Annotated in this window: 15 protein-coding genes, 2 tRNA genes and 1 pseudogene; 7 read left to right on the top strand and 11 right to left on the bottom strand. The window is 68.9% G+C overall.

Going from position 1 to position 18,578, the window contains the following annotated elements:
• Positions 1-7 precede the first annotated feature (7 nt).
• The 3 genes from FF100_RS20280 to FF100_RS20270 form a co-directional block, all read right to left on the bottom strand.
• Complete coding sequence (locus FF100_RS20280) at positions 8-1,429, bottom strand: phosphohexomutase domain-containing protein (protein ID WP_139037540.1); 1,422 nt, start codon at positions 1,427-1,429, stop codon at positions 8-10.
• A 430-nt stretch (positions 1,430-1,859) separates the two neighbouring features.
• A tRNA-Thr gene (locus tag FF100_RS20275) sits at positions 1,860-1,934 on the bottom strand.
• Between the two features lie 83 nt (positions 1,935-2,017).
• Positions 2,018-2,092: transfer RNA gene (locus tag FF100_RS20270), tRNA-Thr, on the bottom strand.
• Positions 2,093-2,350: 258 nt separating this feature from the next.
• Between FF100_RS20270 and FF100_RS20265 the strand changes: the two genes are divergently transcribed.
• From FF100_RS20265 to FF100_RS20250, 4 genes are read left to right on the top strand one after another with little or no spacing between them, the layout of a single operon-like run.
• A complete protein-coding gene (locus FF100_RS20265; protein WP_139037539.1) occupies positions 2,351-3,340 on the top strand; it encodes an ABC transporter ATP-binding protein in 990 nt (329 codons plus the stop codon).
• Between the two features lie 29 nt (positions 3,341-3,369).
• The gene (locus FF100_RS20260; protein ID WP_139037538.1) at positions 3,370-4,653 is read left to right on the top strand and encodes an ABC transporter substrate-binding protein; all 1,284 of its coding nucleotides are present in this window, start codon (positions 3,370-3,372) and stop codon (positions 4,651-4,653) included.
• Positions 4,650-5,597: an ABC transporter permease gene (locus FF100_RS20255; protein ID WP_139037537.1), complete on the top strand. Its 948-nt coding sequence runs from the start codon at positions 4,650-4,652 to the stop codon at positions 5,595-5,597. The genes FF100_RS20260 and FF100_RS20255 overlap by 4 nt, the downstream gene beginning before the upstream one ends.
• A gap of 3 nt (positions 5,598-5,600) precedes the next feature.
• The gene (locus FF100_RS20250; protein WP_139037536.1) at positions 5,601-6,497 is read left to right on the top strand and encodes an ABC transporter permease; all 897 of its coding nucleotides are present in this window, start codon (positions 5,601-5,603) and stop codon (positions 6,495-6,497) included.
• A 156-nt stretch (positions 6,498-6,653) separates the two neighbouring features.
• Here the strand turns inward: FF100_RS20250 and FF100_RS20245 are convergent, their stop codons facing one another.
• From FF100_RS20245 to FF100_RS20220, 6 genes and pseudogenes are all read right to left on the bottom strand, one after another.
• On the bottom strand, positions 6,654-9,221 hold the full coding sequence (locus tag FF100_RS20245) for a glycosyltransferase (protein WP_139037535.1): 2,568 nt from the start codon (positions 9,219-9,221) through the stop codon (positions 6,654-6,656).
• Positions 9,222-9,242: 21 nt separating this feature from the next.
• Complete coding sequence (locus tag FF100_RS20240; RefSeq protein ID WP_139037534.1) at positions 9,243-10,697, bottom strand: DUF6212 domain-containing protein; 1,455 nt, start codon at positions 10,695-10,697, stop codon at positions 9,243-9,245.
• Positions 10,698-11,051: 354 nt separating this feature from the next.
• The gene (locus FF100_RS20235; RefSeq protein WP_139037533.1) at positions 11,052-11,768 is read right to left on the bottom strand and encodes an MgtC/SapB family protein; all 717 of its coding nucleotides are present in this window, start codon (positions 11,766-11,768) and stop codon (positions 11,052-11,054) included.
• A gap of 227 nt (positions 11,769-11,995) precedes the next feature.
• Positions 11,996-12,475: pseudogene (locus tag FF100_RS20230) on the bottom strand (NUDIX hydrolase); the annotation flags it as partial.
• Positions 12,476-12,727: 252 nt separating this feature from the next.
• Positions 12,728-13,189, bottom strand: coding sequence for a MarR family winged helix-turn-helix transcriptional regulator (locus FF100_RS20225; protein WP_139037531.1), 462 nt, complete (start codon positions 13,187-13,189; stop codon positions 12,728-12,730).
• 179 nt (positions 13,190-13,368) lie between these two features.
• Complete coding sequence (locus FF100_RS20220) at positions 13,369-13,728, bottom strand: hypothetical protein (protein WP_139037530.1); 360 nt, start codon at positions 13,726-13,728, stop codon at positions 13,369-13,371.
• 273 nt (positions 13,729-14,001) lie between these two features.
• Between FF100_RS20220 and FF100_RS20215 the strand changes: the two genes are divergently transcribed.
• Together FF100_RS20215 and FF100_RS20210 are read left to right on the top strand one after the other, a co-directional pair.
• The gene (locus tag FF100_RS20215; protein ID WP_139037529.1) at positions 14,002-14,892 is read left to right on the top strand and encodes a C40 family peptidase; all 891 of its coding nucleotides are present in this window, start codon (positions 14,002-14,004) and stop codon (positions 14,890-14,892) included.
• A gap of 211 nt (positions 14,893-15,103) precedes the next feature.
• Entirely contained in the window at positions 15,104-15,682 is a 579-nt protein-coding gene (locus FF100_RS20210; protein ID WP_139037528.1) for a ComEA family DNA-binding protein, read from the top strand.
• A gap of 131 nt (positions 15,683-15,813) precedes the next feature.
• Here FF100_RS20210 and FF100_RS20205 read toward each other — a convergent pair whose 3' ends face one another.
• Positions 15,814-16,776: a CobW family GTP-binding protein gene (locus FF100_RS20205; protein WP_139037527.1), complete on the bottom strand. Its 963-nt coding sequence runs from the start codon at positions 16,774-16,776 to the stop codon at positions 15,814-15,816.
• Between the two features lie 75 nt (positions 16,777-16,851).
• A complete protein-coding gene (locus FF100_RS20200) occupies positions 16,852-17,691 on the bottom strand; it encodes a creatininase family protein (protein ID WP_139037526.1) in 840 nt (279 codons plus the stop codon).
• Positions 17,692-17,917: 226 nt separating this feature from the next.
• On the opposite strand from FF100_RS20200, the gene FF100_RS20195 reads away from it, so the two are divergent.
• Positions 17,918-18,493, top strand: a complete 576-nt coding sequence (locus tag FF100_RS20195; protein ID WP_139037525.1) for a MarR family winged helix-turn-helix transcriptional regulator — start codon at positions 17,918-17,920, stop codon at positions 18,491-18,493.
• Positions 18,494-18,578: the final 85 nt, after the last annotated feature.

Genomic DNA, 18,578 nt, shown 5'->3' with positions numbered 1-18,578 from the left:
GGCCGGGTCAGGCGCTCACGTCCATCGCCGCCGCGGCCGCGGCCAGTCCCCACCGGACCAGATCCCGGGCCTCGGCGGCGGTCTTCGCCTCCGCGTAGCAGCGGAGTTCGGGTGCGTTCCCGGATGCGCGGAAATGGATCGTCCGCTCGCCGTCGAGCACGATCCTGACCCCGTCCTGCTCGTCGGCGGCCTGCGGCCGTCCGACGGGCAGAAGGAAATCCCGGCGGAACGCCTCGTCCCGGAGGCGGCCCAGCAGGGTACCGCTCCGCTCGGCGGCGACGTCGGGCAGGCGGTCGCTCGCCGTCTGGCCGACGTCGAGCGAGGCCACGAGGTCGGCCAGGGTCCGGCCGGCCCCCCGCGCGGCGGCCAAGGTGGCGAGGATCGGCAGCACGGCGTCGCGCGTCGGCAGCGCCGGCAGGGTTCCGCCGCCGACGGAGAGGTCCGACCCGAGCAGGAAGCCGCCATTGGCCTCGAAGCCGCAGACGACCGACGCCCCGTCCCGCATCGCCTGCTCCATGCCGGCGATGACGAAGGGCGACCCGACCCTGGTGCGGAGCACGCGCCGGAAGCCGCCCGCGCGTTCGATGGCGGAGCCCGCGGTCACGGGCACGACGACGGCGTCGGCCCCGAGATACCGGGCCGTGATCAACCCGACGACGTCGCCGCGCAGGATGCAGCCGGCGCCGTCCGCGACGAGGGGGCGATCCGCATCGCCGTCGGTCGTCACGAGGGCGTCGAAGTCGCCCGACTTCATGACGTCGCGGATGAACGCGACATCCTGCGGGCGATGCGCCTCGGTGTCGATCGGCACGAAGATGTCGGACCGGCCGATCGGGACGGCCTTCGCGCCGCTGGCCGCCAGCACATCGACGAGCAGGTCGCGCCCCACCGAGCTCTGCTGGTAGACGGCGATCCGCTGGCCGGCCAGGATCCCGGGACCGAAGACGTCGAGGTACCGTCGGCGGTAGCGTGCGATCGCCTCCGGCTCCGGCTCGGCTCGGACGGCCGGTGGCAGGGACGCGTCCCCGGCGGCACCGAGGGCGCCCAGGATGGCGGCCTCGTCGGCCTTGGTGATCTCGTCGCCGCCGGGCCGGTAGAATTTCAGGCCGTTGCGGTCCTCCGGGATGTGGCTGCCGGTGACCATGACGGCGCAGGCGCCGCGCCGCCGCGCCTCGAGCGCGAGGGCCGGGGTCGGCAGGGCGCCGCAATCGATCGCCGCGAGACCGGCCGCCGCCGCCGCCGTGGCGACCGTCGCGGCGATCCCGGCGCTGCTGTCGCGCAGGTCGCGCCCGATCACGACCTCGCGGCGGGCCCCCGCCTGCCCGCCGACGGCCGCGAAGAACGCGGCCGCGTAGGCGAAGCTGGGCCGCCCCTCGAGATCCGTGACGAGGCCGCGCAGTCCGGAGGTCCCGAATTTCAAGCTGCTCATGACATGCCCACTCGTGGATGGTGGCGACGCGGCGCCGGGCCGGGAAACGCGACGGCGGAACGCTGCGTCGTGGACCTGCCGCGCGATCTCGTCCCCGCTCGATGGCAGGGCCGCGCAGGGAAGGATGCCCGATGAACGGCGCGGGTGTCCTTCCTCCGGTCCAACCTCTCCCGCCCGAGGGCAGGACGCCGACGCCCAGCCCCCTCCGGCGGCCTGACAATGACGCGCCGTGGTACGCCATTGGCCCTCGCGACGGAAGGACGGCGCCCCGCCGCGCCACCGCTTCACGTCATGTCGGGTGCTGGATGGGGATGGGCTCGGCCCCGCCGGGCGAGGCGGCCCGTCATCTCGGCCGGAGCGCGAGGCGTCCGGGATCAACCGTCCGCGGAGTGCGCATCGATCGGAACATCCGTCGATCACCCGGGAGGGATGGTGCCGCTGGGGAGGATTGAACTCCCGACCTCATCATTACCAATGATGCGCTCTACCACTGAGCTACAACGGCGCGCCGGTGCCGCGCGGCCCTCCCGGACGGGATCGGACACGTCGGACACACCGAGCGAAATCTCGAGACTCTCACGGTGAAAATGGTGCCGCTGGGGAGGATTGAACTCCCGACCTCATCATTACCAATGATGCGCTCTACCACTGAGCTACAACGGCCCGTCGGCCCATCCCAGTCCGTCCGCGGCCTCGTGGCCGGGCGTTCCGTGGTGCGCCGAAGACGAGCGGGGGGATAGCGGATCGCCCGACGCATTGCAACAGGCTCGCGGGGGGAATTCCCGTGCCCGGCGGGAGCATGGCCAGGAGCGCGGCCAGGAGAACGGCCAGGAGCGCGCGCGACCCGGCCCGACGCCTCGCCCTGGCCCACGGCTTGCTAGACGCTCCCCCAAAGGCCGACGCCGCGGGGGAGCATTTTCGTTGGACATCGAACTCGCCAGCCTGACCAAGCGCTACGGCGACACCGTCGCGGTCGACGGGATCAACCTGAAGATCCGCTCCGGCTCGTATTGCTGCCTGCTCGGCCCGTCCGGCTGCGGCAAGACCACGACGCTCCGGATGATCGCCGGGCACGAGACGGTGTCGTCGGGCGACGTGGTGATCGGCCCGAAGGCCGTCGGCGACCTGCCGCCGGCCCAGCGCGGCACCGCGATGATGTTCCAGAGCTACGCGCTGTTCCCCCACCTCACCTGCCGCGACAACGTCGCCTTCGGGCTCAAGATGCGGGGCGTGGCCAAGGCCGAGCGCCAGAAGCGCGCCGAGGCGATGCTGGCGCTGGTCCAGATGGACCACCTCGCCGGCCGCCTGCCGGCGCAGCTCTCGGGGGGGCAGCAGCAGCGCGTGGCGCTCGCCCGCGCCCTCGTCACCGGGCCCAAGGTGCTGCTGCTCGACGAGCCGCTCTCGGCCCTCGACCCGTTCCTGCGGGTGCGGATGCGCACCGAGCTGAAGCGTCTCCAGGGCGAGCTCGGCATCACCTTCGTGCACGTCACTCACAGCCAGGAGGAGGCGATGGCGCTCTCCGACCTCGTCGTGGTGATGAATGGCGGCCGCATCGAGCAGGCGGCCGATCCCCGCACGGTGTTCGAGCGGCCGGCCACCGCCTTCGTCGCCCGCTTCATCGGCGGCCACAACGTCATCGCGCTGCCCGACCGGCGCATCGCCGTGCGGGCCGACCGGATGCGCCTCGGCCCCGAGGCCGGCCCGGAGGCGGGCCACGCCCGGGTCGTCGCGGTCGAGTATCAGGGCAGCACCGTCCATGTCAGCCTCGAGGCGCCGGAACTGTCCGCCGAATCCGGCGGGGCCCTGACCGCGATCCTGAGCGACCACGCCTTCGCCACCCATCCGCTGAGCCTCGGAGACACCGTGCGGGTGGGCTGGCCGGCGGGCGAGGCGCACCGCCTCGACGCCTGACCACGACCTCAAGACAGGGAGAACTCGCCATGACCGAGATGAAGACACCCCGCCTGTCCCGCCGCACGCTGCTGCAGGGGGCCGGCGCCGCGGCCGGCCTCGCCGCCGGCTCCGGCGCCATCACGGGCTTCCCGGCGATCATCGCCGCCGAACCGGTGACCCTGCGCTACCTCGGCACCGCGGTGAACCAGAGCGGCGACATCGCCCGCAAGGTGAAGGAGGATCTCGGCATCACGATCGAGTACATCCCGGTCGTGACCGACGAGGTCTCGAAGCGCGTCGTCACCCAGCCGAACTCCTTCGACATCGTCGATTCCGAGTATTTCAGCCTCAAGAAGCTGATGCCGTCGGGCAACCTCGTCGGCATGGATGCGCGCCGGATCAAGAACGCCGACAAGATCACCCCGGTCTTCACCAAGGGCGAGGTTGCGGGTAAGAAGATCGGCGACCAGGGCACGGCGCCGAAGAAGGTCTTCTACCTCGAAGGCCAGAACTCGACCAAGTTCGCCTCGTCGCCGACCGAGTGGATCACCCTAATCCCGACCACCTACAACGCCGATACGCTCGGCATCCGCCCCGACCTGATCAAGCGCCCGATCACCTCGTGGAAGGAACTCCTGAACCCCGAGTTCAAGGGCAAGGCGTCGATCCTCAACATCCCGTCGATCGGCATCATGGACGCCGCGATGGTGGTGGAGGCTACCGGCGACTACACCTATCCCGACAAGGGCAACATGACGAAGGCCGAGATCGACCGCACCATGAAGGTGCTGATCGACGCCAAGCGTGCCGGCCAGTTCCGCGCCTTCTGGCAGGACTTCAACGAATCCGTGAACCTGATGGCGTCGGGCGAGACGGTGATCCAGTCGATGTGGTCGCCCGCCGTGACCAAGGTGCGCTCGCAGGGCGTGGCCTGCACCTACCAGCCGCTGAAGGAGGGCTACCGCGCCTGGGCCTCGGGCTTCGGCCTGCCCAAGACCCTGAGCGGCAAGAAGCTCGACGCTGCCTACGATTTCATCAATTGGTTCCTGTCGGGCTGGGCCGGTGCCTATTTGAATCGCCAAGGCTACTATTCGGCGGTGCTGGAAACGGCAAAAGCCAACATGGAGCCCTACGAATGGGCATTCTGGATGGAGGGCAAGCCGGCCGAGAAGGACATCAAGGCCCCGGACGGCACCATCATGGAGAAGGCCGGCGCGGTGCGCGACGGCGGCTCGTTCGAGCAGCGCATGGGCGCCGTCGCCTGCTGGAACTCGGTGATGGACGAGAACACCTACATGGTGCGCAAGTGGAACGAGTTCATCGCCGCATGAGCACGGCCGCGGCTCCAGCCCTCCCGGAGGCGGCGCCCGCCGCCTCCCCCCCCGTGGGCCTCGCAGCAGCGACGCGGCGCCAGCGCCGCCTCGCCTACTGGCAGGCGATGCCGCTGGGGCTCGTCTTCCTCGTGTTCTTCCTGGTGCCGCTGGCGCTCACGCTGATCGTTAGCTTCTGGGAATACAACGAGTACGAGATCATCCCGGCCTTCACGCTGCAGAACTACGCCGACGTGTTCGACGGCTGCCTGTCGGGGGCCGATCTCTGCACCACCTTCCGGACCTACCTGTCGACGCTGAAGTTCTGCCTGCTCGGCTGGGCCGCGACGCTCGGCATCGGCTTCACGGTGGCCTACTTCGTCGCCTTCCACGTCCGCTCGACGGCGATGCAGACGGTGCTGTTCCTGATCTGCACCATCCCGTTCTGGACCTCGAACGTGATCCGGATGATCGCCTGGGTCCCGCTGCTCGGTCGCAACGGCCTCGTCAACGACACGCTCATGGGCCTCGGCCTGATCCGCACCCCGATCGAGGGGCTGCTCTATTCCGACTTCTCGGTGGTGCTGGCCTTCATCCACCTCGATACGGTGTTCATGATCGTGCCGATCTTCAACTCGATGATGCGGATCGACCGCTCGCTGATCGAGGCCGCGACCGATGCCGGCGCCACGCCCTGGCAGACCCTGTGGAACGTCATCGTGCCTTTGTGCAAGCCCGGCATCGCCATCGGGTCGATCTTCGTGCTGACCCTGATCATGGGCGACTTCGTGACTGTGGGCGTCATGGGCGGCCAGCAGATCGCCTCGGTCGGCAAGGTAATCCAGGTGCAGATGGCCTACCTGCAATTCCCCGCGGCCGCCGCCAATGCGGTGGTGCTGCTCGGCGCCGTGATGGTGCTGATCGCCGCGCTCACCCGCCTGATCGACCTGCGCCGAGAGCTTTGAGGCATGCGCCGCGACGGGCCCCGCCCCTTCTCGTTCTACGTGCTGGCGGCCTTCTTCGGGCTGTTCGTGCTGTTCCTCTACGGGCCGACCCTGACGATCCTGGTGCTCAGCTTCCAGGGCCCGCAGGGCGGCCTGACCTTCCCGATGAACGGGGTCTCGACCTTCTGGTTCTCGCGCCTCTGGGCGGGCCTCGGCGTCGTCGACATCTGGGCGGCGTTCCGGCGCTCGCTGGCGCTCGGCCTCGTGGTGATGGGGCTCACCGTCACCATCGCGTTCTTCGCCGGATTGGCCTTCCGCAAGGGCTTCTTCGGCCAGACGCCGCTGTTCTACGTCGCGGTGGCGAGCCTGATCGTGCCCTCGATCGTGGTCTCGCTCGGCATCGGCCTCGAGTTCCGGCTGATCGACGAGGCGATCAAGATGCTGGCTGCCCGGACCGGCTGGGCGTTCCTCCAGGACCATGGCACCGTGATGGGGCTGTTCACGTCGGCGCTCGGCGCCCACCTGACCTGGACCCTGCCCTTCGGCCTCCTCATCATGTTCGCGGTGTTCAACCGCTTCAACCCGGCCTACGAGGAGGCGGCTCGCGACCTCGGTGCCACCGGGCCGCAGGCGCTCCGCCACGTCGTCGTGCCGATCATCCTGCCCTCGCTGGTCGGCGTCGCCTTGTTCGGCTTCACCCTGTCCTGGGACGAGCTCGCCCGCACCAGCCAGGCGATCGGCGGGCGCAACACCCTGCCGCTGGAACTCCAGGGCCTCACCACCACGGTCACGACGCCGGAGATCTACGCGCTCGGCACCGTGACGACCGGCGTCTCGCTTCTGGTCATCGGCCTCGCCTTCGGCAGCTTCCTGGCGATCCAGCGCCGCCGCGCCCGGCGGGTGACGCTGCCCGGGACCTGAGGGCACGCCGCGAGCCCCGGGGCTCCCGCCCGATCGCGTCGCGACCGGGGATCGTCCCGAGCCTCTCTCTGGTTCGCCTGCAGCCAGTCGGGCTGCATGGCGCGGCGACGAAGCGGGGACCCGCTTCGTCGCCGAATGCTACGATGGATGGGTCTGTCAGGAATCCAGCTTCGGAGCCTTGGCGAACTGCTTCTGCTTCTTCGCGACGGAGGCACGCAACACCGCGTCGAGATCCTCGACGGATCGCGCCCAGCTGCGCTGTTGCCCACTCGCCGCAGCCGCTCCGGACAGGTCCGCCACCCGCTTCGGATCGCTCGCGAGCCGCTTCAGGATCGCCGCCATCTCGGGCACGCACTCGTCCTCGGCCACCACGAAGCCGTCGACGTCGTGGTCGACGGCTTCCCGGACCGCCCCGACATCCGTCACGAGCGGAATCACGCCCATCAGCATCGCCTCCAGGATCGTGAGAGGCAGTCCTTCGTAGTAGGACGGCATGATGATGACATCGGCCCAATCGTACAGCTTCGCGATCTCCTTCTCGCCGTAGCGGGGCGGCTCGGCGATCTGCTCGACGAAGGGCAGGCTCATTCCGTCGCCGATGATCGATTTGCCGACGACCCTGAACACGATGTCGTCGCGTTGGCTCAGCTCCCGCATGATCGCTTCGAGCCGCTCGACCCCCTTCTGGCGGTCGAGGCGGCCCATATACAGCACGCTCAGCTTGCCTGACGCCGAACCGGCGTGGCCGCGCTGGCGGCGCGAGACCTTCGGCTTGCGGATCGACGGAGCGTTAGGCACGACGACCAGCTTCGAGGGGGGGACACCTTCCGCCTGAAGCTCCGCAGAGATGGCCTCCGAGCACCCGATGAGCAGGTCGAGCGCGTGCTCGAAGGCGACGGCGATGAACGGGTGGCCACACCTGCGATCGAGATACGTCTTGTCGAACAGATGCAGGTAGGACGCCGTGACGGTGCCGGTCCGCTTCAGCTGGCCCATCACCCCCATGATGTCGCCGGAGTGGCAGGAGATCAGGACATCCATCGCAGAGAGGAGATTGGCTTCCTCCATGTGCGACCCGCTGACGGACCACTTCGCCAGATTGGTCCCGAGATAATCCGGACCGGTCCAATCGTCGAAATTATCGTTGTCGAGAAAGAACACGCGATCGAACGCTGCGGTCACGTGATCGAAGCGCTTGATCTCCTGCCGCTTGGCGATGAAGAGACTGGTCCCGTAGCCGAGCTTCTTCAGTTGGTCGGCGACCGCGATCGTCACCTTCTCGACGCCGCCGAAATCGACGATCGGCAGCACGAACCCGACTTCGATCGGCTTCCGCTTCAGATGCGGCGCGAGCACGCTGTGCCCGAACTTCTCCCGCAGGATGAGAGCGGCCGCCGATCGGTTGGGGGTGCCCAAGTCATCCCGCGGACGCAGGAACTTGTTCGACTGCGAGTAATCCGATGTCGCCAGATCACGGCACATGTGCAGGAAGTTCTCGCTCGCCCGGCTCGGAAGCAAGCTGATCGGACTATCCTTGGGGAGGTGAATGGTCCTCGTCATGTGGGCGCCGCCTCGCGCGCCGGCGACCAGACCCCTCACCCAGTCTTCGCTGCTGTCGCCGGCGATCTCCTTCAACACGCGGGACGAGACGGCCAGGCAGTCGAGGTTCGATCCGGCATGGGGCGTCGGTGTCTTGATGGTGAGGTCGTGGCTTGTGGAATGGCCGATCTCGATCGAGGTGAGATGCGCACGGTGCAGCCCGCGCTCCAGATCGAAGATCACCCATGACCCGAGCATGAACGACTTCAGCAGCGACAACGTCGCGCTGCTCATGACGACGACCGTCAGGCCCATATTGTAGACGTTCGGCTTGACGTCCGATGCCCAGAACCGACGAACGTACTCGTCCCAGGAAACCTCCTCGCTGAAGCACTCGATTGAGGACGATAGGCGCACCACGCCCAAGTCATAAATGAAAATAGCGTAGCGCGGATTGTAGACGTGCTCGGCGTGGGTCAGCCAGCGCGGATTTCGCATCCATGGATGGCGGTCTTCCAGCTGCTTGAGAACGAACTGCTGATCACGGTGCGAGTTCGCCAGCATGCTTTCCGGCCGCTTGCGGTACATGAACCCGAGCGACGGCGCATGGAGGCCCTGGAACCCCGCTTCGGAGGCAGTGAGGAAGAAGTCCCAGTCCTCAAATCCGTGCTTGAGCGTCTCGGAAAAGCGGATGCCGCGATCAAACACCTCGCGGCGTACGAGGCTGCCGGCCTCGCAGATGTTCTGCAGCGCCTCGACGAACGGCGAGAACCGGCCTTCGTAGCTCCCGCTCCACTCGATCCCGAACATCCTGATGTCGGGATAGAACCAGTCGCTCTCAGGGTTGTGCCGCAACAGTTCGACCATTTGAGCGACGGAATAGTCCGAGACACGATTGTCAGCGTCCAGGAAAAATATTCCATCGAAGTCGATATTTTTCAGACAGTATTCGATGCCGACATTGCGAGCGCCGCTGAGACCCCGGTTGAAGCTCCTGCAGTAATGCACATTGTCGTGAAGGATCGACAGCCCGACGCCGCCGCACAGGGTCTCGAAATCCGGGCAGCCGTCGTCAACGATGACGATGTCGACGACGTATCCACCACTGCTGTCCAGGACGGATTGAATGGCCTCATGGAGCAAAAGGCTGTGCCGAAACGTCGGCACCACGAAAACAATGCGCATGTCTGCCCTCCCGTTCAAAGATCAAGGCAGCAGCGTGAGGCTGCGAAAGTAAGCCCAAGACAAATTATAGTTGTCCGTCCGATTTCGCGTCATCAAATAGATATCGACCTCATCTTCATTCAAATGTGAAATGTCAACCTCGAACTCGCCCCACTCTCCGGCCTTGAAGACGTGCCAGTCGAGTGAATTGATGAACTCGAACTTCTCCACGTCGAGCAGGGTCGGCGCGGAGATCTTCGAGGCAGCGCACACGGCGAACTCGGTCGTCTGGGCGTCCTTGTTCCGAAGTTCGACCACTGCGAGGACCTTGCGATAGCCAGAGACATTGACGGATCGCAGGCGGCTGATCGTCGGCTCAGTTCCCAAGGGATGAACCAGCAGGGACTTGGTGTCCTCCTCGTAGCCGACCGTGTTGAAATCCGCGATGCCGCTCGCCTGATGGAACAACTCGGCCCGCGACATGATCGCCGCGGAGACGCTCTTCGGCGCCATGTCGGGCTTGTCCGCCGTCGGGCGTGCTCCGGCCAGCGGCAGGAAGGCCGGCAGGCCGGACCAGACCTGGATCGCCAGGGGGCGATCGTTCGCGTCATCACCGCCGATGCTCGCGCATTCCTCGCGGATGGGATTGGGCCGCCCCAGAGCCGGGAAGACGGACCGCGCATCCGCTCCACTAATGGTCACCTCGACATGGACGGGTTCCCGGTTGCCACCGTAGATTTCCGAGCACTGGACGTTGTTCCATCCTCGATGGATCGAAGACAGCGGGATCCGGGCATCACAGATGACGTTTCCACAATACAGCCGTGTCACCTTCACGTTGACGATGCCGTCGTCGTCGGCCGCGTCGCGGCTCATGAACAGTTCGATCGACTTGATGCTGGGAATGCCGGCGGTTAGGTTCTGGGAGATCCTGATCCCCTCGTCGCCGCCGTGCGACGGGCCGCGGACGGGGTAGGCTGCCGGCTCGACGCGGTAGACCAGCCGGTCCGGCATCTGCCCGATTGCGCGGATCGGGTCCTCGAGTGCCTGAATGACCCGCTCGAGACGGTGATTGTTCGACCGCAACGCGGCCTGCGCCAGGTTCGACCGCGCGTAGCTCTTCATGACGTTGGTGAAGAGCGACCCGATACGCTCCCAGCACCAGCTTTCGATGGTCGACCGCACGATCTCGGCCTTGCTCACCGACAGGATCGATCCGGGCCTGGCAATCTCGGGCAGCACGGCCTCGATCCGGTCCTTTAGATCCTCGTCGAGGTTCGACGTGACGATGAAACCGATCGTGAAGCTGTTGCTTCTCTGGCCGTCCGACCCACTCGAAAATTTCTGCAATCCGAACGGAAGATTGACTTTTCCCTGGTTCTCGAGACGAAACGGCTCGGCCTGGATGGCCCCCGGTATGACATCCTTGACTGTGTCGAAGATCTTGTCTTCCACCATCACGCAGAAGCGGGTGGGGGCGTCACGGTCGCTCTTCATTGCATTTCGCTACATTAGCGGCGTTGCAACCAAAGGTTGCTTTTTACCGACAGGTAAGGGGTGACTTGAATCCGGCGACACCTTTAGCCTACCGTTCATCGGAAGGCTATGGCGAACTACCGGCTAACCCGCCCGCCAGTTCAAACTGTCACAGGTGGCACTCAGGGGTAACATCTGGCGTTCGACAGCACCGGGACTGTCTCAGCTTCCCCTCTATATCGAGACGATCCGACCCAAGAGCCACGCACCGCGAAGTGTACATGCCGGACGATTCCACGCGCGGGCCCGGCCGCTCTGCTTCATCAGGGGAACTTTCGGCCGACGGATCTGCTGCGGCAGAGCCGCGCTCCGACCTCAATCCGTCGTCCGCACCGTCCAGGTCGCCCGCCGAATGCCTTCCGCGGCGCCCAGGCGTGCGATCACTGCGTTGATCTCGTCCGGTTCGATGGCCGTGCTGACCAGGGTGGCGACCACCTCGACATCGTCCTCGCCGCGCTCCTCGATGTCGACCTCGCCGACCGGGTAGTGGGCCGCCTCCAGGCGCTCGACCAGGAGATCGCGGACCTCGGAGAGGCGGCCGGTCTCGGTGACGGCGCGGACCTCGTAGGTCGCCTCGGTGTCGCGCTCGTCGATCGGGATGCGGTTGATGGCGTTGACGAGGGGGCGCAGCAGGGTGTTGCCGGCGAGCACCGCGACGGTCACGAGGGCGGCCTCCGCCGCGAGATCGACCCCCGAGAGGGCGCCGACGGCGGCCGAGCACCACAGGGTCGCGGCGGTGTTGAGGCCGCGGACGTTCATGCCCTCCTTCATGATGACGCCGGCGCCGAGGAAGCCGACGCCCGACACCACGTAGGCGACGATGCGGATCGCGCCGTCGCCATGGCCGATGCGCATGCCGAGATCGACGAAGGCCGCCGCGCCCACAGCCACCAGCACGTTGGTGCGCAGGCCCGCGGTGCGCTGCCGGTACTGGCGCTCGGCGCCGATCAGGGTGCCGAGCACGAATGCGCAGAGCAGGCTCAAGACCGAGTTCAGGAATTCGCCGGCCTGGAAGGCCTGGATGATCGCCATCGTGTCGCCGCTCGCCGCCCGGGATGCGGACCGTCCCGAGGCCCGCCGACCCCCATCCTGTACTGGGCCTATGTGACGGTCGGTTAGCGACGGCGTCAGGGGGCCTTGGAGGGGGTCTTGGAGGGGGGCTTGCCGGACGGGAGCTTGCCGGAGGCGGGCTTGTTGGACGACGGCTGGTCGGATGGCGCCTTGGGCGGGATCTTGACGGCAACCTTGGCCTTCGCCTTGCGGGCCTTCGCGCCCTCGGCGCCGGCGGCGCGGATCAGGGCGGCGAGCCCGGCCTCGGTCACCGCCTCGGCGGCCTCCGGCACGCTGAACCAGCGCCCCTCGCGCTCGTTCTGCTCGGGCCACGTCTTGAGCTGCTTGCGCACGTCGAGGCGAAAGACCTGGACCTGGCACAGGACCGTGTCGCGGCTCTTCAGGCGCTTGTGGTAGAAGTAGCTTCCGAGCGCCCGCCGGCCGACCCGACCGATCAGGCCCGCCTCCTCGTAGGCCTCGCGGGCGGCAGCCTCGTAGTTCTTCAGGCCCTTCATCGGCCAGCCCTTCGGCACCACCCAGCGCCGGGTCTCGCGGGAGGTGATGAGCATGACCTGCAGGGCACCGTCCGGGCCCGCGCGGACCGGCAGCACGGCGACCTGGCGGCGGGGCTCGCCGTTGCGCTCCGACCATCCGGTGAGGAGACCCGCGAGGGCCCGCAGGCTTTTCATGAGCCGGCCCGGCCCGCGCAGGCGCTGTGTCCGGGACGGCCGGCTCGAACGCGGGGGCAGGTCACGGGTGTCACGACGGGGCGCACTCGCTGGTCCGGTCTTGAGCGGGAGGCCGTTACGGCCGTCGGCATGCGGATCCGCGGTCCGGCCTCCCTTGCGGCGGACGGCATATCTCGCCCGTCCCTTTAAGCGGGATGGGCCGTGGCGCTCAAGCAGGAATTATTAACCGGCTAACCAATCGCCGTGCTGGGGTCAGCCCTCGCTGCCCAGGGTGGCGATCAGCGTGTCGAGGCGGGCGCGCAGGTCGGCGATCTCGGCCTCGGACATCTGCAGCGTCTGGACCACCGAGCGGCGGACCTCGACGGCCTCGGCCTGGAGGGCGTGGCCCGCCTCGGTCAGGCTGATCTCGACCTCGCGCTCGTCGGCCTGGCGCCGGGTGCGGCGCACGAAGCCGGCCGCCTCCAGGCGCTTGAGCACCGGGGTCAGCGTGCCGGAATCGAGGCGCAGGCGGCGACCGATATCCGAGACCGTGAGCCCGTCGCTCTCCCAGAGCACGATCAGCACGAGGTACTGGGGATAGGTCAGTCCCAGCCGCTCGAGCAGCGGCCGGTAGCACTTCGTCATGCGATGAGACGCGGCATAGAGCGCGTAGCAGAGCTGATTGTCGAGCCGCAACGCTTCCACGCCTGTCTGGACAGGCTCGAGAGAATTCATGTGCACACCATACCGACGGCAACCGGACGTCGCCCTCGCCGCAGGAACTTCATGCCGTCAGCCTAACACGGGCCGGCGGGACACCGAAACCGCACCGAAGCGTTCGATGGCGAACAATAATCTCTCGGATGCGGTCCTAGGCGCAACAGCATAAGATGGGTAACAGGATTGCGGGCGCCTCAGCGGCGCCCGTCGAGCGGCGGGCGGGTGCGGCGCTCGACGAGGGGCCGGCCGGCCCTGCGCTCGACGATCACCGTCCGCGGGCCGCGCAGGCCGCTGCCGGTGCTGATGATCCGCTCGGGCGCGGCCTTCGGCTTGGACGCCAGGGTCTTGGCCGCCTGCAGCACGTGCGGGCGCACCTCGTCGGGCGGCAAACCGATCAGGCCGGCGGCGATTTCGACCTGCTGCTCGACATCGTCGGCGAGGTCCTGGGCCGCCGCCACCGCCTCGGAGATGGTGGGGGGCTCCTTGCGCACCCGGATCGGCGGCAGGTTGCGGGGCTTGTCGGTCGGCTTCTTCACGGTACGGCTCATCATCATGGGCTGACCATAGCGCAGGCACGGCGATTGTTGCAGTGCAACACGCGCATGTCCAACCCGGCGCGACTGGAATGGTTGCGCCGTGTTTCCGGGTAGGCCGCGGCGGCGGCAGCGGAATTCGGTTCGTGTGCGTTGTTCTCGCGCGCCCGGGCAAAAAGTCGCAGCATCCCGCACCGGGACCTGTCCCCGCACGGGACGGGGCGGCCCGGCGAGGCGGCTTGCCGGAACGCGGCCCGCCTGAGAGGATCGGCGCCCCTCATCCGCCCGTCGCCCATGACCGATCTCCCCCGCCTCGACCCGCGCCTCACCCCGGCCCGGCCCGACCTTGCCGACGAGCGCCTGCGCGGGCGGGTCGAGGCGGCACGCTACGTTCCCGGCCGGCCGCACCGGATCGGTTCGGCCGTCGCTCCCCTGCGGCGTGCGCCCGATGCCGGTGCCGCCCTCGACAGCGAGGCGCTCTTCGGCGAGGCCGCGACGGTCTATGACCTGCGCGACGGCTGGGCCTTCGCGCAGCTCGCGGCCGATTCCTATGTCGGCTATCTCCCGGCCGAGGCGCTGGCCCCCGTCGATCCCGCCCCGACCCACCGGGTCGCGGCCCTGCGCACCTTCCTGTACCCGGCCGCCGACCTGAAGCGGCCGGTGCTCGACGCCCTCAGCCTCGGCGCGCAGGTGGCGGTGGCGGGACACGAGGGCGCCTATGCGCGGCTCGCCGACGGGCGCTTCGCCTTCGCCGGGCATCTCGCGCCCCTGGAGTCCGTCGCGCCGGATGTCGCCGCGACCGCCCTGCGCTTCCTCGGCACGCCCTATCTCTGGGGCGGCCGTAGCAGCCTCGGGCTCGATTGCTCCGGCCTGGTGCAGACGGCGCTCACGGCTGCGGGCATCCCGGCCCCCCGCGACAGCGACCAGCAGGAGGCGGCCCTCGGCGCGCCGGTGCCGGTGACCCCGGATCTCGCGGGCCTGCGCCGGGGCGACCTGGTGTTCTGGCGCGGCCATGTCGGGATGATGCTCGACGCGACGCAGCTGATTCACGCCAACGGTCACCACATGGCGGTGGCGATCGAGCCCCTGGCGGAGGCGGAGCGCCGCATCCGCGCCGGCCGGACCGGGCCGGGCACCGGCGACGGCGCGATCCGGTCGATCCGGCGCCTGGCCGCCCTTGCCTGACGGGCGAGGTCTTCGCCCGTCGAAGGCCGTCGTAACTCTGGGGAAAACCGGTCCGTTGGACCGTGCATCGCCGCGCGAAACCGTGGACATCTGGCAGAATGCCCGTCCTGCGCCGGCCTTCGCGCCTCGCGCCGGCCATCACCCGATGTAGAATGAGGACCGCGCCGCAAGGCGGCCCACGATCCCGCGCCTTCAAGGATACACACCCGCGATGCTGACCGGTTCGGCCATCACCCGCGCCCTCGTCATCGTCGTGCTGGCGGCCGGCCTCGCCGGCCTATGGCAGGTGCTGATGCCGCGCACCACCGGCACGCACGTGTCGGAGCCGCCCAAGGTCGATGCCGCCAAGCGGGCCGAGCCCGCGCGGAGCATCGCGCCGGCGGGCGAGAGCGGGGATCCGGTGCGTTCGGTCTATCCGGGCTCGCGCCCGGCCGACCCACCGGCGCCACGCCAGCCGCCGGTCGCGGAGGCAGCGCCGGCTCCGGCCCCCGTGCCGCCCCCGAGCGCCGCCCCGGTTCCGGCCCCGGCGCCCTCCCCTCCCCCGGTCTTCACCCCGGCCGCGCCCTCGGCGCCGCTGCCCCAGGTCGACACCACCGCCGACGCACCCGCGGCCGGCACGGTCAACCTCAACACCGCCAGCCTGGCGGAGCTGAACGGGCTCGGCGGCGGCATGATCGGCAAGGCGATCATCGCCAAGCGCCCCTACGCCTCGCCGGGAGAGCTGCTGTCGAAGCGGGTGCTGAGCCGGGCGACCTACGAGAAGATCAAGAGCCAGGTGACGGCGCGGTAGCGCTTCGCCGGGGACGGTTCCCGCGCGCCCCGCGGCGGTTGCCGCACTCTTTCCGCGCCTCCCGGGACCCGCTTTCGCGGCCCGGGGAGGTGCGGAGGACGACCGGCTTCATCGAGGAGACCGACGGATCCTCAGGCCCGGCAGGCCTCGAAGCCCTTGCGGATCGCCTCCGGGTCGAGGTGGCGGCCGATGAAGACGACGCGGGATTCGCGCGGGTCGCCCGGCTTCCACTCGTCCTGCAGGTCGCCGTCGAGGATCATGTGGACGCCCTGGAAGACGAAGCGACGCGGCTCGTCCGGGAAGCTGACGATGCCCTTGCAGCGCAGGATGTCCGGGCCCTGGACCTGGGTCAGGTCGGAGATCCACGGCATGAACTTGTTGGGATCGACCGCGCCGGGGAGCCGGGCCGAGACCGACTGGATCTCGTCGGAATGGTGGTGGTGGTGCCCCTCCTCCAGGAACTCGGGCTCGACCTCGATGATGCGGGACAGGTCGAAGGCCTTGCGGTCGAGCACCGTGTCGATCGGCACCGCGCAATGCTGGGTGCGGTGGATCTCGGCGGACGGGTTGATGGCGCGGATCTGGCGCTCGACGGCGTCGAGCCCGGCCTCGTCGACGAGGTCGGCCTTGTTCAAGAGGATCACGTCCGCGAAGGCGACCTGGTTCTTGGCCTCCGGGGCGTCCTTCAGGCGCTCGGACAGCCACTTGGCGTCGGCCACCGTCACCACGGCGTCGAGGCGGGCGGCCTCGCCGACATCCTGGTCGACGAAGAAGGTCTGGGCGACCGGCGCCGGGTCGGCGAGGCCGGTGGTCTCGACGATGATCGCGTCGAACTTGCCCTTGCGCTTCATCAGCCCGTCCATGATGCGGATCAGGTCGCCGCGCACGGTGCAGCAGATGCAGCCGTTGTTCATTTCGAACACTTCCTCGTCGGCGCCGACGACGAGGTCGTTGTCGATGCCGATCTCGCCGAACTCGTTGACGATCACGGCGTAGCGCTTGCCGTGCGGCTCGGTGAGGATGCGGTTGAGGAGCGTGGTCTTGCCGGCGCCGAGATAGCCGGTGAGCACCGTGACGGGGATCTTGTCGGACATGGGAGGCGTCTTCTTGCAGCGAAACCGGGCACGGGGGCGCCGCCGGGGCGGCGCCGCGGAGGGTGATATAGTGTGTCACTCCGCCCGGCGCGAGACCGGCCCGGGCCAACCCCCGGCCGGAACGCCTGTCGCGTCTCCCGTCAAGCGGAAGCGGGCGACCTCGCCGAGCAGTTCGACGAAGGCGCGGGCGCCGTGGTCGAGGAGGGCGCGGCCGGCCGCGGCCGTCCCGAGGCGCGCGTCGCCGATCGCGCCCGCCGGATTGAGGTCCTGGGCGTGCCAGGCGAAGGCGGCCGGGCGCCCGGCCCGCAGATGGGTGAACTCGCGGGCGATGGCGCGGGTCGCCGGCACGAAATCCCGGATCGCGTCGCGCCGCACCAGGTCGGGTCGGAGCGCCAGCATCAGGGCGGTCTCGATCCCGCCGCCATGGATGCCGTGGCGCAGCTCGTCCTCGGGAAACAGCCCCGGCGGGGTGCCGAAGCGGTTCCAGGCGGTGGTGACCGCCACCATCCCGTGCCGGCCGCGCAGCCCCAACGCCACCAGATCCATGAGCGCGCTGTTGCCGCCATGCGACGACACGATCACCAGCCGGCCGCACCCGGCCCGCGCCACCCCGTCGCCGATCTCGCCCCAGGCCTTCAGCGCCGTCTCGGGCGTGAGCGTCAGGGTGCCGGGGAAATCGGTGTGCTCGGGCGACAGGCCGACGGCTTGCACCGGCAGCACCCGCACGTCGAGGTCGCCGGGGACGAGGTCGACGACCCGCGCGAGGTAGCCCTCGGCGATGACGACGTCGGTGGAGAGCGGCAGGTGCGGCCCGTGCTGCTCGACGGCCGCGACCGGCAGCACCGCCACGGCGGCGCTCACGCCGCCTGTGCGGCATTCCTCGGTGGTCAGGTCGCCCCAGGGCCGGGCCGGCATCCGCGTCGCTCCGCTCTCGTTCGTATCGCCCCAGCATAGGCCGCGGGGGCAGGGACCGAAACCGGCGAGCATCCTCCGGGCATCCGTCCTCCGGGCGCCCTCCGTCATCCAGGCGTCATGGAGGAACTGGCATGTGCGCCTGGGCACCGAGGGCGGTTCCCCCTCCCGCGCTTGCGCTCACAGGGCCTGCGCGGCAGGATTGTCTCGAGAACAGGGGCGTCGGGCCATGGCAGCGGGCGAGCAGGCTTTGGCCGTGGACGTGCCGCGCCGGGCGGCCAAGCGCCACCGGCCTCCCGGCGCCAAGAGCGTCGGCTGGGCCCTGATGCAGGCGGCGCGCCTGCATCGCGGCCGCATCGGCGACCGTCTGGCGGATCTCGACCTCTTCGCCGGCCAGGAGCAGGTGGTGCAGGCGCTGGCCACCGCCGGCACGATGACGATGGGCGATCTCGCCGCCACCCTGCGGGTGCGCCCCCCCACCGCCTCGAAGACCATCACGCGGCTCGCCGCCATGGGGGTGGTCGAGCGCCGGACCGAGGCCGGGGACGGCCGCATCGTCCGGGTGCGCCTGACCGAGGCGGGCCTGGCCAAGGCCGCGGCGATCGAGGGCATCTGGGACGAGGTCGAGGCCGAGATGCTGGAGGGCTTCGACAACAAGGAGCGCCGGCGCTTGCGCAAGCTCCTGCGCCGCGCCGCCCGCAACCTCGCCGAGGCCGCCGGCCTGGAGGCCCACGACTCCGACGCCGAGGCCGAGGACGACCTCGAGGGCGGGCTCGACGGGGATTCGAGCCGGGACATGGATTGAGGCAGGGCCTGGGCCGGGGCAGGGCTCGCACCGGGCGGTCCCGCCCCACCCGCCGGCTCCGCCCGGTCCCGCCGCGGACGGGCGC

Origin of the sequence: Methylobacterium terricola (assembly GCF_006151805.1) — a bacterium.
Lineage (GTDB): Bacteria > Pseudomonadota > Alphaproteobacteria > Rhizobiales > Beijerinckiaceae > Methylobacterium > Methylobacterium terricola.
The sequence above is the reverse complement of the archived record's forward strand: the minus strand, read 5'-3'. Positions and strand labels throughout refer to the sequence as shown.